At 38.3% G+C, this 17,306-nt stretch carries 12 protein-coding genes; 6 read left to right on the top strand and 6 right to left on the bottom strand.

Going from position 1 to position 17,306, the window contains the following annotated elements; translation table 11 throughout:
• Window positions 1-85: 85 nt before the first annotated feature.
• The 5 genes from ABS766_RS16040 to recF all read right to left on the bottom strand — a co-directional run bounded on the left by ABS766_RS16040 (window position 86) and on the right by recF (window position 4,625).
• Entirely contained in the window at window positions 86-649 is a 564-nt protein-coding gene (locus ABS766_RS16040; protein WP_408086213.1) for an RNA polymerase sigma factor, read from the bottom strand.
• Window positions 640-1,746 carry a glycosyltransferase gene (locus ABS766_RS16035; RefSeq protein WP_408086212.1) on the bottom strand — a complete coding sequence of 369 codons (1,107 nt, stop codon included), beginning with the start codon at window positions 1,744-1,746 and terminating at the stop codon, window positions 640-642. The genes ABS766_RS16040 and ABS766_RS16035 overlap by 10 nt, the downstream gene beginning before the upstream one ends.
• 70 nt (window positions 1,747-1,816) lie before the next feature.
• Window positions 1,817-2,833, bottom strand: coding sequence for a UDP-N-acetylmuramate dehydrogenase (murB, locus tag ABS766_RS16030; RefSeq protein ID WP_408086211.1), 1,017 nt, complete (start codon window positions 2,831-2,833; stop codon window positions 1,817-1,819).
• Between the two features lie 27 nt (window positions 2,834-2,860).
• Complete coding sequence (locus ABS766_RS16025) at window positions 2,861-3,535, bottom strand: DUF2461 domain-containing protein (RefSeq protein ID WP_408086210.1); 675 nt, start codon at window positions 3,533-3,535, stop codon at window positions 2,861-2,863.
• 10 nt (window positions 3,536-3,545) lie between these two features.
• Complete coding sequence (gene recF, locus ABS766_RS16020; RefSeq protein ID WP_408086209.1) at window positions 3,546-4,625, bottom strand: DNA replication/repair protein RecF; 1,080 nt, start codon at window positions 4,623-4,625, stop codon at window positions 3,546-3,548.
• 144 nt (window positions 4,626-4,769) lie between these two features.
• On the opposite strand from recF, the gene ABS766_RS16015 reads away from it, so the two are divergent.
• On the top strand, window positions 4,770-5,555 hold the full coding sequence (locus ABS766_RS16015; RefSeq protein WP_408086208.1) for a tetratricopeptide repeat protein: 786 nt from the start codon (window positions 4,770-4,772) through the stop codon (window positions 5,553-5,555).
• A gap of 2 nt (window positions 5,556-5,557) precedes the next feature.
• Window positions 5,558-6,046 carry a 6,7-dimethyl-8-ribityllumazine synthase gene (gene ribH, locus ABS766_RS16010; RefSeq protein ID WP_408086207.1) on the top strand — a complete coding sequence of 163 codons (489 nt, stop codon included), beginning with the start codon at window positions 5,558-5,560 and terminating at the stop codon, window positions 6,044-6,046.
• 80 nt (window positions 6,047-6,126) lie between these two features.
• On the opposite strand, the gene ABS766_RS16005 is transcribed toward ribH, so the two are convergent.
• Window positions 6,127-6,510: a cupin domain-containing protein gene (locus ABS766_RS16005; RefSeq protein WP_408086206.1), complete on the bottom strand. Its 384-nt coding sequence runs from the start codon at window positions 6,508-6,510 to the stop codon at window positions 6,127-6,129.
• Between the two features lie 390 nt (window positions 6,511-6,900).
• On the opposite strand from ABS766_RS16005, the gene ABS766_RS16000 reads away from it, so the two are divergent.
• From ABS766_RS16000 to ABS766_RS15985, 4 genes are all read left to right on the top strand, one after another.
• Window positions 6,901-11,730: a choice-of-anchor D domain-containing protein gene (locus ABS766_RS16000; RefSeq protein WP_408086205.1), complete on the top strand. Its 4,830-nt coding sequence runs from the start codon at window positions 6,901-6,903 to the stop codon at window positions 11,728-11,730.
• A gap of 298 nt (window positions 11,731-12,028) precedes the next feature.
• Window positions 12,029-14,929, top strand: a complete 2,901-nt coding sequence (locus tag ABS766_RS15995; protein WP_408086204.1) for a PKD domain-containing protein — start codon at window positions 12,029-12,031, stop codon at window positions 14,927-14,929.
• Window positions 14,904-15,284 (top strand): T9SS sorting signal type C domain-containing protein, encoded by a 381-nt coding sequence (locus ABS766_RS15990; protein ID WP_408086203.1) that lies wholly within the window; start codon window positions 14,904-14,906, stop codon window positions 15,282-15,284. Before ABS766_RS15995 ends, ABS766_RS15990 begins: the two co-directional genes overlap by 26 nt.
• 196 nt (window positions 15,285-15,480) lie before the next feature.
• Window positions 15,481-17,306: immunoglobulin domain-containing protein (locus ABS766_RS15985; RefSeq protein ID WP_408086202.1), on the top strand; the 1,826-nt coding region annotated here is incomplete at its 3' end.

Here is a 17,306-nt window from a genome sequence, read left to right as displayed (position 1 = left end):
AACGATGTAGTAAGCCCTTATATTGTGAAAATTTTCATAAACTTTTACAATAAGTGGCAGAAAAAAAGTTAAGCAATAAAAAAAATTACTTTTTACGTATGATTTCGGATAGTAATTTTTTGGCTCTCAGTAGTTTGACTTTAACACTGTTGAGAGGTTCATTTAATTGTGCTGAAATTTCCTGGTACGTCAGTTCCTGAAAATAGCGTAGCTGTATCACTTCCTGATATTGTGGTTTAAGCTGTTTTATGCAGTGTAAAAGGCTGGAAAGGTTTTGGTCTTTTATAAGGGAATCTTCCGGGCTTAGTGCATCATCCGGTATATTACGCACCTGCCGTTGTTCCCCTTCGGAAAGTTCTACCTGGTGTGATGATTTTTTTTTACGGAGCAGGTCTATATGCACATTTTTGGCAATAGCTATAAGCCAGGTGCTAAAAACATAATCAGGATTATACGTTTGTATACGGTCAAAGGCTTTTGCAAAGGTTTCAATAACAATATCTTCGGTATCAGTTTCGTTTTGGGTACGCTTTAGCATAAAGCCATAAACCTCGTTCCAGAAACGATCCAGTAAATAAGTAAAAGCAACCTGGTCTCCGGTTTTGGCTTTTGCAATATTTTGTGATATAATATCCGGATTTACTTCCAATGTACTTTTCGTGAAAGGAGGTTAACTGCAACCAAATACAGTTGTGTGAAGATAAGCATTATTTCTATAAATGGAAACCAGTATATAGTATCTTTTTCATTAAGTTTGGCAGCGCCCTGTGCCATTATCAACCAGCAGGCCATGTAGCGAAATGCTATTACAGGCACTACCATCATCCAGTTGAATTGCATGATGAGCAAAACTGCCACAAAAATAAAAAACAACACCTGCAACCATATAAATAGTTTAATCTTACATTTATCGGTTGTTTTAAAGAAAGACATTGTGTAAGCTGCTTTTCTTTTGTTGGTAACCCATTCTGATAGTTTAGAAGGCGCGTTGCCATACGTAAAACTTTCCGGGGTATAACAAACGGCAGTATTTGTAGCATTGGCAGCTTCGTTTACAAATAGTGCATCTTCCCCCGTGCGGATATTCATGTGGTTGATGTAGCCATTATGTTTAAAGAATTCATCTTTTTTATACGCCAGGTTACGGCCGTTGCCAGTGTAGGGAGCCCCGAGTTTTGTCCATCCAAAAAGCTGTATGGTATTAACAACCTCATCAAAACGGATAAGTTTGTTTAATAATGAGTTTTTAACCAGCCGGTAAGCGCTAAACCCTATTATTATGGTTTTTTGCTTTGTAAACTGGGCTGCCATGTGAGCAATCCATTGGTCTGAAGCTGGTTGGCAATCGGCATCAATAAAAAGCAGATAATCCTTTTTGGCTGCTTTTATCCCAAGGGTAAAGGCATATTTTTTATGGCCCCAGAAAGCCTCATTGTTTTCAACCTTTACCAGCCGTACATTGGCATATTGCTTTTCTATTTGCTCCAGTTGGTCTACGGTTTCATAATCTGATGCATTATCTACCAGTACTACTTCAAAATCAGGATAGTTTTGTGAGGTCAATTGTGGTACCAGCTTTTCAACTTTCTCAAAATTATTTTTAACAAGAACCATTACCGATACCGGAAAATTTACAGGTTTTGCCTGTTGCTGTTTTGCAAAAATAAATTTACCGAATACAATAAAATAATAGGCAAGCTGCAATACAGTTATTCCGATAAAAACATAAAAAATAATGTTGGGCATACAGGTTGGCATATTTTTAATTACGGGCGCAAATTTACATCGTTTACTAAAAAAGCGGGCAAAAAGTTTATTAAATTATATTTACCTCTGCTTCAATGGCTATACCAAATTTTTCGAACACTGTTTGCTGTATTTTTTGTGAAAGCTGTAGTAATTGATGCCCGGTAGCATTACCGTAGTTAACTAAAACCAATGCCTGCTTTGCATGCACACCGGCATCTCCAAATCGGCTTCCTTTAAATCCGCACTGTTCTATAAGCCATCCGGCAGGTACCTTTACCTGGTTATCGCCTGCGCTGTAATGTGGCATTTGCGGGTGCAGCAGGTGTAATTTTTCAAACTGTGAAGCCGGTATTACCGGGTTTTTAAAAAAACTACCGCTGTTACCCAGCTCTTTCGGGTCGGGTAATTTGCTTTGGCGTATAGCTGTTACTGCATTGCCCACATCTTTTATGGTAGGCAGGGTTATGCCTTTTTCAGTAAGCTCGGCGGCTATGTCGCCATATGCTGTATTTATTGTATGGTTGGTTTTTGTGAGTTGGTAGGTAACCGAAGTAATTATATATTTTCCTTTTAGGCTTCCTTTAAAAACACTTTCGCGGTAACCAAATGCGCAATCTGCTTTAGTAAAGGTTTTTAATTGTTGCGTTTCAATATCCATAGCCTCGCAACAAATAAAAACATCCTTAATTTCCCTGCCATAAGCCCCTATGTTTTGTATTGGGGTAGCCCCAACATTACCAGGTATGAGAGACAGGTTTTCTACACCACCATAATTGTGCTCTATACAATATTGTACAAAGCTGTGCCAATTTTCTCCTGCCATGGCTTTGAGGTGCACAGTATTATTGTCTTCCCATATGGGTTCTATCCCTAAAAGGTTTATTTTAATAACAAGGGCATCAATATTTTTGGTAAGCAGCATATTACTGCCACCACCCAGTATAAATAATTTTTTACCTTGATTTTCTTTTAAAACCTGTGCAAGCTCATCTATAGTTTGTACTGCTGTAAATTCAGTAGCATAAGCTTGAATACCAAATGTATTACAGTTTTTTAAGGAGTAATTATGTTGTATTGTACACATATGTAAAAATTACAAAGCAAAATTACATTAAAATTCGGTAGTAAGCCCGCGGTTCAAAAAATCTACTAAAGGTTTTAATGCGGCAAGCTTGTTACAGGTGTTTTGTATAAAGTCTTTATCTAGTAAATCTTTATCCGTTATTTTAGCTGTGGCAGTAAAGCTTTTTAATTTAAGATATTCTATAGCCTGGTGGTCTTTTTCAAAACCTTTGGGAGCCGTTTTAAGGCTGTTTTTTTCATCACGCTCCAACTCTCCATATATTTTTTTAAAAGTAGGATCGCCTACAATATCTTCAAGGTCTTCATAAAAGCCGTCTATTTCACGGCGTATTTTTTTAAGGTCTGCTGCATCGGGCCAGTACACCCCGCCGCCAAAAAATGAAGCCCCATTTTCTATATGCACATAATATCCTGCCTGGTTGGTGTTTTTACCGTCTTTGCACATCCATATCCCCATGTTGGTTTTGTAGGGAGATTTATCTTTACTAAAGCGGATATCCCGGTTAATTCGGAAAGACACATCTTTAAATTCCAGTTTTTCAAGAGTAGCGTCATGCTTTGCCATTTCTTTTATAAATGCTTCGGCAAGGGCTTTATATTCTTTTTTAAACTCTTTATAACGGTTTTGGTTTGCCTGAAACCATTCGCGGTTATTGTTGTTTTTTAAATCATCTAAAAACTTCAGGGTAGAGTTGGCTATCATGGCGTTATGTTTAGAGGTTAAAAATTTTATAGCTTTGGTGGGTTGATTGCACTATGGTTTCGGTTCGGTCTGCATGGGTATCGCTTATAAAAATCTGTCCAAAGGCTTTATCATTAATCATTTGTACAATTTTTTGCACCCGTGTTTCATCCAGCTTATCAAAAATATCATCAAATAACAATATTGGTAATACACCGCATTGTTTTTTTATAAATTCAAACTGGGCCAGTTTAAGTGCTATTAAAAACGACTTTTGCTGTCCCTGGGAACCGAATTTTTTTATGGGGTACCCTTCAATTTCAAAAAGCAGGTCATCTTTATGTATTCCCACACTTGTGTACTGCAAAACTCTGTCCCGTTGCAGGTTTTCATCCAGTAATTCAGCAAGGCTTTTTTGTGAAAGCTGGCTGTTGTATATTAGGTTTACATCATCGGCATTGCCGGTAATGCTTTTATGGTGATGGTTAAATATAGGTACAAAATCATTAATAAAGGCAACCCTTTTTTCATATATAGCCTTGGCAAGGGCATCAAGCTGGTTGTTGTATATATATAATGTATCACGTTCAAACGTATGGTTAAATGCAAAATATTTTAAAAGTGCATTGCGTTGCGATACTACTTTTTGATAATTAATAAGTTGTTGCAGGTATACCACATCCATTTGAGATATTACGCTGTCAATAAATTTACGCCGCGTTTCGCTGCCCTCAACAATAAGGTCGTTATCAGATGGCGATATAATTACAAGGGGTATAAAACCTACGTGTTCACTAAAGCGCTCATACGGTTTCCCGTTACGCTTTAATACTTTCTTTTGTCCTTTTTTAAGGCTGCATACAACCTGCTCATTACGGTCGTTTTTTTCAAAAATACCATCAATTACAAAAAACTCTTCGCCATGCTTTATGTTTTGTACTGCCAATGGGTTAAAATAGCTTTTGCCGTAAGCTAAATGGTACACAGCATCAAGTACATTGGTTTTTCCTACGCCGTTTTTTCCTACAAAGCAGTTTATCTTGCTGTCAAACTCAAAATTGGCCTCTGCAATATTTTTATAATTAAGTAATGATAAATTTTTTAAATGCATGTGCAAAATTACTTCTGATTGTGAGATTATTGTATATTGCGGGTAGTTTTTTTACAGAACACGCAAATTATCTAAAAATATCAAAAAAAAGGTATTTTAATTCTCAATAAAAATTTTAATTTTGCGGCTCATAAAATAAAGTAAATGGCAACATATAATAAAAGAGGATATAAAGCGCCTAAACCAAAAGACGAAAAAGAAGAAGTAGATGCCCAACAGGAAGTTTTTGAAGGGCACAGTACCACTGCTGAGGTTTTTGATACCTTAGACGAAGGTGCTAACCGTGCAGAAGAATGGGTAGAAAGAAACCAGAAAATTATCTTTGGTGTTATTGGGGCTATAGCTTTGGTTATTGTAGGCTATATGTTGTATAACCGTTTTGTTAGTGAGCCTGCCGAAGATGAGGCAGCCAGCGATATGTTTCAGGCACAAAAGTATTATGAGGAGGCTGTTACATCTACCACAGCATCTGACTCTTTATTTACCCTAGCCCTTAATGGAGGAGAAGGTAAATACGGTTTATTGGCCATAATTGATAAGTATCCGGGTACTGATGCGGCAAATATTGCCAACTACTGTGCCGGTACTGCTTATCTTAACCTTGGTAAATATAAAGAGGCAGTACAATACCTTGATGAATTTAAAACAGAAGAACCAGACCTGAAAGCTTCGGCTAAAGGTGCTATTGGAGATGCTTTTGCAGAGCTTGGCACAGAAGAAAATCTTACAAACGCCCTTAAATATTATGATGAGGCTGTAAAAGCAGGAGATGATTTTTCTAAACCACGTTTTTTAATGAAAGCCGGGCTTATAGCCATGCAGCTTAATAAAAAAGAAGATGCCCTTAACTATTTTCAGCAAATTAAAGATAACTACGACGGTTCTGCCGAAGCAGTTGGTATAGATGCCTATATTGCAAGGCTTAAATAATTATGGCTACTGCAAATAAAAACTTATCAGACTATAATAAAACAACAATCCCAAACGCGAAGCATTTCCGGTTTGGGATTGTTGTTTCTGAATGGAACGAAAATATAACTTCTGCCCTTTACCAAGGCGCTGTTGATACCCTTACAGAAAATGATGTAGCTGCAGAAAACATACTTACCTGGCAGGTTCCGGGTAGTTTTGAGCTTATCTATGGCTGTAAAAAAATGATAGATACACAAAATGTTGACGCAGTTATAGCTATTGGCAGCGTTATACAGGGTGAAACCAAACATTTTGATTTTGTTTGCGAAGCGGTAGCACAGGGTATAAAAGACCTTAATGTACTTACTGATGTTCCCGTTGTTTTTTGTGTACTTACAGATAACACCCTGCAACAGGCAATTGACCGTAGTGGGGGTAAGCATGGTAATAAAGGTACCGAAGCTGCTGTGGTAGCTATAAGAATGGCAGCTATAAAAGCTATTAAATAACCTTAAGTAATATACACTTACACTTACTAAAATGTACAAAATAGCCGGGTTAATCCCGGCTATTTTTATAATGGTAATTGTTATTTGCTTTCAGCAATAAATGCATCTTTTTCTGATGTAGGAACGGGTATATACACGCGCAGCCATTCTTCACCCTCTATTAATTCCCAGCTATGCCCGGGGCCTTCAGTATCTTCAGCTAAAAGTATAACCCCCGGTTCTATAGTAAATGTTTCTCCATTGCTAACCCTAAACCTTAGTTTGCCCTTTAGTGTAATAACATATTGTTTTCTGGGTGCAGGGTGCGGCCGGGTTTGGTAATCATCAATATGCGATTGTATTACAAAGTAACTGGCAGCTATACTTGCTGCGGCAGGTAAGTTTCCTTTTTCAAAAGTGCATTTGTTATCTTCAATATTATAAAGGCGTATGCAGGGTATTAAATTGGCCTGGACTTGTTGCATTTTTTAATTTTTTAAATAGAATAAACTTAACTGATGGCTAAACCTGGTATTTAACTTAACCGTGGGGTAAATTTATGAATATACTTTTAGGCGGCCTATATTATAAGTTGATACATTCAATAGAGTAAAATTTAACAAAACCATATGCCATGCCTTTACGTATATTATTTTTAGTTTAAAAAGCCATATAAATTTTAGTAAGGTGTGGTTTAATGGCTTTTTAGCCCCTGCTTTTTAGTAGGGGCTTTTTTATGTAAATAATAATTAACTATTGCATAATGTTTTGGTGATGAAATGATGACTGTTAGGTATTGTAAATTATAGTGTTATTGAATTTTTATCAAATAGTTTTGTTCCTTCAAAAAGGGATGTAACATTTAAAATTTAATTATGCGAAAATTATTACAACAAAAAGTACCGTTATTATTACTCATGTTAATTGTGCTGAGCACAGAAGGATGGGGACAATATAATTTAACCAATTCAAGCTATAGCCAAAACTTTAATGCTTTATCATCAACAGCTACTACAAATTTAGGGACAAACGGTAGTATTGCAACTCTACCTGGGTGGTATGTTATAGAAACCGGAAACGGTGCAAATTCATTCGTAACTTTAGGTACTGGTTCCTCAAATTCTGGAGACAGTTATAACTTTGGGTCTACCAGTAGTTCTGACAGGTCTTTAGGGGGGCTGCAATCAGGTAGTGTGGCGCCTTATGTAGGTTTTTGGTTTATAAACAGTACAGGAGCCACAATATCAAACCTTGCAATTACCTACACTGGAGAGCAATGGCGGTTAGGTGCTACAGGAAGAAATGACGGATTGACTTTTGAATATAGTACGTCAGCTACTACAGTAGTTAATGGAACATGGACAGGCGTACCCACATTAAATTTTACAGCCCCCAATAGTTCAGGAAGTGTTGGTGCTTTAGACGGAAATGCATCAGCTAACAGGGCTGTTGTCACCGGAGCTATAAGCGGTATAAACCTGGCTCCTAATGCAAAATTATTTATACGCTGGGTTGATATTAATGCTTCGGGATCAGATGACGGTATTTCTATAGATGATTTTAGCTTAGCAGTTTGTAGTGCTCCCGTTATTTCTTCACAGCCCGCCAACCAAACGGTTATGGCTGGTAATAATGCCACATTTAGCGTTACCGCTTCAGGCGCAGGCCTTACTTACCAGTGGCAGCAAAAAGCAACCGGTACGGGTACTACATTTCAAAATATAAGTGGTGCAACCAGTGCTGCTTATACCGTTAATGCCGCTGGAACATCATTAAGTGGTTATCAATACAGGGTAATTGTCAACAATTCTTGTGGAAGCGCTACATCTACATCAGCAGTATTAACAGTTAATCCCACCTCGCCAACAATTACTGTTTTACCGGCAAGCGGCACAGGTTATACTTATATACAAGGTTATGGGCCTTCGCCTTCACAAACCTATACAGTAAACGCGGTTAATTTAACACCTGCTGGCGGCAACCTTACCGTAACAGGTAGTACAGCTTTTGAAGTTTCTGCTAATAACGTTGATTTTACGTCTTCGGTAGATATACCTTATATAGATGGAACGTTAAGTAATACTTCTGTTTATGTACGGTTAAAAGCAGGGCTTGCTTTTGGTAATTATACTTCACAAACCATTGCTAATAGCGGTGGCGGTGCACCAACTGTTAATTATACAGCAAGCGGTTCTGTAGCACAGGCTTTCCCGGAAATAAGTATTTCCGGCAATGGTAATGAAATTGTATCGGGAGATACAACCCCACAAGTTGCTGATAATACTTATTTTGGCACTTCACTGGTAATAAACGAAGACCATACTAAAACTTTTGTTATTACCAATACCGGTTATGCTGATTTAATTATTAGTGATATACAGGTATCAGACCCATTTATTATAACAAGCCCAACTTCTTTTCCTATTAGTGTTGCGCCACTGGGAGGTACGCAAGAGGTTTTGGTAACATTTAAAACGGATACACCCGGCAATTATACCGGTACGGTTACAGTAACCAATGATGATAGTAATGAAGGTAGTTATACCTTTACAGTAGCTGCCAAAGCAGACCTGGCCGGTCCAAAAATGGAAGTAAGAGGAGTATTTACCAGTAGTACATCTTCTGTAATAATTAATGGAGATACCACACCTTATTCGCTTGATAATACTCAGTTTGCACAACAATATATAGGCGATACCCAAACCAAAACATTTAGGGTACTAAATACAGGTAACGAAGCATTAACTGTTTCTTCTATAAGTGTGGATAATACAGCCGATTTTGAAATAAGCAATATCTTTTTACCGGCTGTTGTTGCCGTGGGAGAATATGTTGATTATGACATTACCTTTCATCCTGAACAGATGGGTAACAGGGTAGCTATAGTGAGTATAGCAAATAATGACACCCCGCATAATAACAACCCCTATACCTATACTATACAAGGTACAGGTAACACTTCAGATATTGCTGTAACAGGTAATGGTATTGCCATAGCTACTGGTAGTACAACAACATCTTCGGTTAATAACACCTATTTAGGTGCCGCTAATACAACATCGGGTTCAAATGTTAGCAAGGTGTTTACCATAAGCAATACCGGTAATGTTGAGCTTATTATAGGTGATATTTCTTTTTCCGGAGCTAATGCCGATAACTTTAATGCTACAGTAGCTAATACATTTGTTGCTCCGGGAGATACAACAATCCTTACTATAACAGCAACACCTGCTACCACAGGATTAAAAAATGCTGTGATTTCTATAGTTAATAATGATCTTTCTGGTGGAGAAAACCCTTATACTTTTGCGGTACAGGTATTTGGTTCTGGCTATGTGGAATGCTCTGGTAATGGCATTCCTGAAACTATTATTACCCAGGATTTTGAAGGTGATTCCCCACTTTCTAATGCCGATAAATGGCAGGGAAATTTTGATGAAAGCTCTTATGTGTTTATAACTGGTGACACTGACTATTTTGGTAGTGATTTATTTATTGATACTCAAAGTTACCAGTTGCAAAATGCTAATGAAGCTGCACCGGCCGGCCCCAAATACCTTAATTTTGATCCTGTTAATACAAGTACTTATGAAGAAGTAACATTTGCATTCAGGTTAGGTTCATTTTCAATGAGTTCGGGTAATGGTGCGGAGAGTAATGATTTTGTAACGGTTGAGGTTAGTACTGATGGCATAAATTGGGAACCTCAGGTTACAGTAGAGGGTTCGAATAATTCACGCTGGAGTTTTACATCAGGAACAGGTGTGGCCTCAGCGGCATATGGATCACCTGAAACGTTTCAGGCAGGATCATATGCAAATACTACCACAGGATACAGTAATGTAATAGTTACAGAACTGCCTTCGGTACAAAATTTATATGTCAGGATAAAAGCTATAAACGATCAGAATAATGAAGTTTGGGCAATTGATAATGTTTCATTAAAAGGCACACCGCTTTCTGAAAAAATATATACAGATGCAGGATGGAGCGGCGATGGAAATGCGCCTACATCTTCTGAAAAGGTTGTAATAGCTTCAGATTATACACTTACATCTGGTACGCTGGAGGGCTGTGAGCTGATCGTAAATGAAGGTATTACCCTTACAGTAGGTTCTGCTGACGGTGATATTGCCACCCTTAATATACAGAGTGAGGTAACAAATAATGGCGCTATTATTATTTATGACGATAGCGCGCTTGTACAATACAATGATGCAGCTGTTAATGAAGGTGCTATAACATATTATAAAAAAGCAAATGACTTGTACAGGCTTGATTATACGTTTTGGTCTTCTCCGGTTGTGGGGCAAAAACTACAGGATTTCTCTCCGCTTACACTTACTAACCGTTTTTATATATATGGTGTTCAGGAAGGTGAAGAGGCATATGTTCCTGTAAACCCTTCAACTAATTTTCAGCCGGGTATCTGCTACCTTATACGTATGCCTAATCAACTTTATCCTACTGCTCCGGGAGTTAGCTTACTTGAAAATTTCCTGGAATACAATGGAGGAGAATATCATTTTTCTTTTATAGGCAAGTTTGAAGGTGTGCCGAGCAACGGTACTATATTTGTACCGGCTTCTACAGAAGCTTACAGGTATACCGGTATAGGAAACCCGTATGCGTCGCCAATAAGTGTACAGGCATTTTTTGAAGCCAACCAGGGTGTGCTTAACAATGGCAGCACTACAGATGGTAACAACAATGCCCCTGCAATTCATTTTTGGAGAAAGAAAAATAATGGTAATGTATCATCATACGCCACACTTACATTGGCAGGGTTTGTAGCCAATGCCGGTATTGCAGAAGAAGGTAGTGGAGAAACTACCGATCCTGATTACGAATACGGCGGGCAGGAGCAAGCTGTTTATTATAGTGGCACACCCGATACCTATTTAATTGCACCGGGACAGGGTTTTATAGTTCAGGCTGCTGAAAGCCCATCAACACCAAATATTGTGTTTGATAATACTATGAGGCGTGAAGCACCGGTTGATGGTACATCATTTTTCCGTACCGGAAACTTTAATACCATTTCAAGATACTGGCTTAATCTAAAAGGCGTTTCACAAGGATTTAGCCAAATGGCTGTAGCGTATAAAGATGGTGCTACTATGGGTATTGATTATGGTTATGACGGAAATATATTTTCGAGCGGGCCTATATCATTTTACTCCCTTGCGGCCAATCATGAATTGGCTATACAGGCAAGGCCTTTATTTGAAGAAAGTGATGTTGTGCAGGCGGGTTACAGGGTAAACTCAGGCGGTAGCTATACTATTATATTAGATCATGCAGACGGGGTATTTAATGAAGGCCAGGTGATTTACCTTAAAGATAAGCAATTGGGTATTTCTGCTAACATTACATCTCAGGGGTATACATTTACTACTGAGGCGGGTACTTTTAATGACAGGTTTGAAATAATGTATCTTGATAGTAACTCTCTTGGTACTGATATACCTGCATTTAATACCAATAATGTTATAGTATTTAAGTCTGGAAATAATTTAAATATTACCAGCAATACCCAAATTACAGGTGTCTACATCTATGATATAAATGGCAGGCAGATATATAAAAATACATCGGTTAATGATGCTGAATTTGCCGTTTCTAACTTCTCTGTTCAATCACAAATTATAATAGTTAAGATTAATACTGTTAAAGGTGACGCTGTTAAGAAGGTAATTTGGTGAAATAAATAACTGAAAATTAAATATAACCCCTGGTAGTATTTTTAATCTGCCAGGGGTTTTTGTTGTATATAGGTGTTTTCAAACGCTTTTTGACTATGAAAATTATTATTTTTATTTTAAATAATGGTGGTTATTGAATTTTTAATTTTTTTTCACATTAAAATATGAGAATTCACTAATTTTTTTAATTTTATAAAACCTCACAAAAGATAGGACACTTTATTTTTCTGGATACACCACCTAAGTTTTTTAATTAAGAGTTAAAGCGATTCAACTAATAATTACTAAATGAAAGATTATGAAACAGAATTATTTAAAGCTGTCATTATTAATTATGATTGGCTTTGTGTTTTTTACGCGGAAAGTAAATGCACAGAATATGGTTTATGCTACAACGGTAGTAGCTTCTTCTAACGCTGATAATACTACGTCAGCTACCGATCAAAATCTTGCAACCTATGCCAATATAAGAGCAAGTTCGGGTACTATTGCAGGCATTGCAGGTTACACAGGCTTTCTGGAGATAGGTTTTACCACTCCATTGGCTGCCAACACAACTACCTATGTTAAAATAGGTATGGATGAAGCTATACTTTCCAGCCTTTTGGGAGGTTCACTGAGTGTTCTTACCTCAGGAGTTTTACAGTCAACATTACTGGGTAGCCAGCAGTTTACCGTACAGGTAAAAAATGGTACAACAAGTTTATTTACTGCGCAAAGCACAGTACCCTCTGATTTTGACTCACAAAATATACGTATTGTTACAGATGCTGCGGGCAATTATTATTTTATGATTACCCCAACGGCAACTTATAACCGTATACGTATAACTAACACGTTAACAGCTGCACTTGGCCTTAACCAGACCAAACGGTTTTATGTTTATGATGCATTTACTTATAATGAAAATGCAACATGTGAACTTGGTAAGTATACTTCTTACAGCAGCAGTGGTGTTACATTAGCGCTTTTGGATGACGATACTGTAGTAGAAGACCCGGAAAATGCTATAGATAGTAATAGTAGTACATTTTCCCAACTAAAAATAGGGGCTTTGGGCGTTACAGCTTCTGTACAGCAAAGTGTTTATTTTGAAGGCCCGTCATCAGTAACAGATAAATTTAATATTACATTAAGTGTACCTCCTGCATTATTAAATGCATCCTTACAGGATGATGTATCTATTATTGCCTATAATGGGCAAAATGTTGTACAAACGTACTCTTTAAGTTCGCTATTAGATCTTGATTTAATAGGGTTGCTACAAGATGGGCAACCAGTAACTATAACCATTATGCCGGGTATAGCCGACAGGGTAGTGGTGCGGCTTTCTACAACAGCAGAGGTTGTTTTGGCGCAAAGTATTAATTTGTATACAGTTACCAAAGATAATTTTTTGCTCACTGTTACCGGGGGCGGCAGTTACCTTGTAGGGCAAACTGCTACTATAAGTGCAGCAGCAAGTGGCTGTAGCGCACCGTATACGTATGTTTGGTCTGGTGATACAAATGCTACAGGCCAAACCATTACACCTTCAACCGAAACACCTGGCACCTATAATTTTAGGGTAACGGTTACCGATACTTATGGAGTAAGCAGGTTTGAAGATGTTGAAATTGTGGTAGAAGCACCACCTGTAGGAGGTATTGTATCTCAAGATCAGGTAGTATGTGCAGGAACTTCGGCTGCAGACCTTACCCTTTTAGGCTACACCGGAAGTGTTGTGCGTTGGGAAACATCTTTTGATGAAGAATTTAGTTCTCCCCAAACTATTAATGTTACTACAGCTACGCTTGCAAGCGAAGATATAGGTGTGGTAAACCAGACAACTTATGTAAGGGCAGTAGTAGGTAATGCTACTTATGATAATGTTTATTCTGAAGTTGCCGAACTTAGCGTGAAATCTACAACCTGGAATGGTACAGTATGGAATAATGGCGTGCCTGATGTTAATACAACAATCTATATTACAGGAAATTATAATGAAAGCACCGATTTAAACGGCTGCTCACTTACTGTGGAAAATAATGCAGAAGTGGTAATCCCTTCAGGTTATACTGTAACACTGCAATACGCGATTAATGTAATTGATGGCAGTTTCACGATAGAAAACGATGCAAATTTAGTACAGATAGAAGGGGTTGAAAACACCGGTAATATTACTGTAGTTAAAAAAGCCAATGAGTTATTCAGGCTCGATTATACCTTATGGAGCTCACCGGTAACGGGGCAGCAACTTAAAAGCTTTTCGCCATTAACACTTTCAACCCGTTTTTATACTTATGGAACTGCTACAGAAACATATGAATATGTTGACCCTTTAGCAAATACTTTTCAACCCGGCGTAGGTTACCTCATAAGGATGCCAAACAGGTTAGAATCAACTTCAAATCCTAACTTTTTTAATTATAATGCTATTCAGTATGCTTATGCTTTTGAGGGGCATTTTACAGGTGTTCCCAATAATGGCGATGTAAGCGTAAGTGTTTCTACAGCCAATTTACGGTTCAATGGTATAGGCAACCCATATCCGTCGCCTATAAATGTTGAAGATTTTTTTGCGGCAAATGAAGACAATATAGAGCCGGGAGAAGGGCTAATTCTCTGGCGAAAAATTAATAATGACGATGCTACCAGTTATGCAGTGTTAACTCTTGAGGGTTATGTGCCAAACCCTGCTACAGGTGGTGAGCCGGGAGAAGAGGCTTATGGAGGTGTGGAGCAACAGGCTTATTTTGAAAATACACCTGTAAGCCAATGGGCCATAAGCCAGGGGCAAGGCTTTATAATACGCGCGGCAGAGGGCGCTACTTCGGTAAGTTTTACTAATGCTATGAGGCGTGGGGCGCATGATTTGCCTTTTTGGCGCACAGCCGAAGGTATGCCGAAATCCCGCCTATGGCTGCAAATAAAAGATAATGATACCGACGCTACAAGCATTGCCGCACTTTCATATTCAGAATATGGTACCACAGGTATAGACTTTGCAAGAGATGCGCGGATTTTTGAAGAAGAAATTCCCCTTAAGCTTTACAGTGTAAATGGAGAAGATAAATTTGTAATGCAGGCACGTCCCTTATTTGATGACTCTGATGTAGTGCCAATTGGCTTTAATGCAGAAAACGCAGGAAATTATACGCTGGAAATATATAAAGAAGACGGTGTGTTTGCCGATGGGCAGGATATATGTAAAAGATAAACTTGCAGGTGTTGTGCATGAGCTTACAGAAAGCAATTACCAGTTTACTACTGAGTCAGGTGAATTTGATGATCGTTTTGAAATTGTATACCAGACAGAGTCTTTAAGTACAAAATATCTTGATAATAAGCATATAATATTTATATATAAAAACAATAATACTATCAATATTGATGTTACGGGAGCAGTTATAAATAATGTAGAACTGTATGACATTCATGGTAGGAAACTGTATAAAGAAATTACAATTAATAAGACACAACATGTAATAAGGGAAATATCTCCTCAGCAGCAATTATTGTTAGTAAGTGTAACCACAAATAAAGGACAAACGGTAAAAAAAATAATATATTAAATAATCTTATCTTTTGCGAGAGTAAGCCCGGCGTAATATGCTGGGGCTTTTGTTATAAAAATATTTTAAAAAATAAATTTTATTATAATACAATCATATTGCTATTAATTGATGCTTCAATAGTAGGGTATAAAGGAAAACAAATTGTTTATTAGATAGAATTAACATACTTTTAAGCACTTTTAAATTTCCCCTAATGAAAAAGATTATTTTTTTGTTTTTCTTTCTTGTAAATTTCATTTTTGCCAATGCATTTGCTGTTGAGGCTGAAAAAACAGTGTTTGCTCCGCCTAATGATAATTGTGCTGGGGCCATCACGTTACCTGTAAATGCTGCTGAGGCATGCTTAGCTACCACTACTGCCTCTTTTACAGCAGCAACCGTTTCTGGCGAAGCCAACACGTGTACAGCAATTAGCGCAAAAGATATCTGGTATCAGTTTACAGCTACAGCCACTTCGCACAGTATTTTACTTTCAAACTTCACAGGAACCCCGCAACCCATTGTTATGGGGGTATATGAAGGAAATTGCGGTGCACTTACACAATTATATTGCAGCCAGAATAATGTAATTAATGCAACGGCTTTAACAATAGGGAATGTTTATAAACTACGCCTGTATTTTGACCTGGCTAACCCAAACCTTTCTACTGCATTTTCTATCTGTGTAAATACGCCACCCCCACCATCGGATAATAATCAGTCAGATTGTCTTATCACTACCATAAATTATGACTTTGAGCAGCCTTCGCACCCTGTGGGGGCTACAGGACCAACATTTGTTAACCACAATTTTGTACAGGGGTGGAGAACTACCGCATCAGATGAGATGATGGAATTTTGGCCTTCACCAAACTATGAAAATGTGCCCTCTTATAGTGGCAGTCAGTTTATAGAATTGAACGCCAACCTTGTTTCTGCAGTGTATCAGGATTATCAAACACCGCAGCCAACGGTATTTGTATACGGTTTTGCACACCATGGCCGCCAGGGTGTAGATACCTGCCAGCTTAAGGCAGGACCACCGGGTGGGCCTTACGTAAATGTTGGCCCGGCTGTAAGTACCGGTACAACAGCCTGGAGTTATAATACAGGTACTTATACAGTGCCGGCCGGGCAAACAGTTACCCGTTTCCTTTTTCAGTCGGTGTCAAGTGCCGGGGGTAGTAACAGTGTAGGTAACTTTTTAGATGCTATTACTTTTACTGCTGATAATGGGATTTTATCTGATAATCCTGCATATATGAACTGTGGTGAACTGGTACTTGATATATCTGCAGCCGGTTCAGGCATATGGACGGCACATGCTGCAAATCCTACGCCCACGGTTATAGCAGACCCCTCAGCTAATGATACTACCATATCTGGTTTTGGTGCTGCAGGACTATATTATTTTGACTGGACTACTGCCTATTGTACCAGTACGCTGGAAGTAACCTTTACAGGTGCGGAACCGGCAGAAATTCAGGTTGCAGATATAACTTATTGTTTAGGCCAGCAAGCTTCACCTATTGTGGTAGACCCGGATCCGGGTAATACCTTAAATTGGTATAGCGTCATTTTTACAGGAGATGGACCAGTGCCTGATACATCTGTGTTAGGTACGTATACTTATTATGTTAGCCAGACAACACCTGAAGGTTGTGAAAGTGTGGCCTCCCCCGTAATAATAACTGTAACAGATGCCCAGCCTGCAGTAACAGATTTTACCCTGCCTGCAGCTGTTTGTGCCGGTTCAGGTAATGTAACACCACAAACCGCACCGGAATTTACAACCGGAGGTACATTTTCTTCTGAGAATGGACTTGTGATAGATCCTGCTACGGGAGAAATTGATCCTGCAGTTAGTACTTTGGGAGATTATACCGTTACTTATACGATAGAATCTGATCCTGATAACTGCATTGAGGGAGGTAGCAGTACAGCAACCATCACTATTGAAGCCGCCCCTGTTTTAGTACCTTCTACGGCTTTAGAGGTTTGCGACGATGACACGGACGGTTTGGCGGAGTTTGACCTGAC

Source organism: Flavobacterium rhizosphaerae (assembly GCF_046000445.1).
Classification (GTDB): domain Bacteria; phylum Bacteroidota; class Bacteroidia; order Flavobacteriales; family Flavobacteriaceae; genus Flavobacterium; species Flavobacterium rhizosphaerae.
The sequence above is the reverse complement of the archived record's forward strand: the minus strand, read 5'-3'. Positions and strand labels throughout refer to the sequence as shown.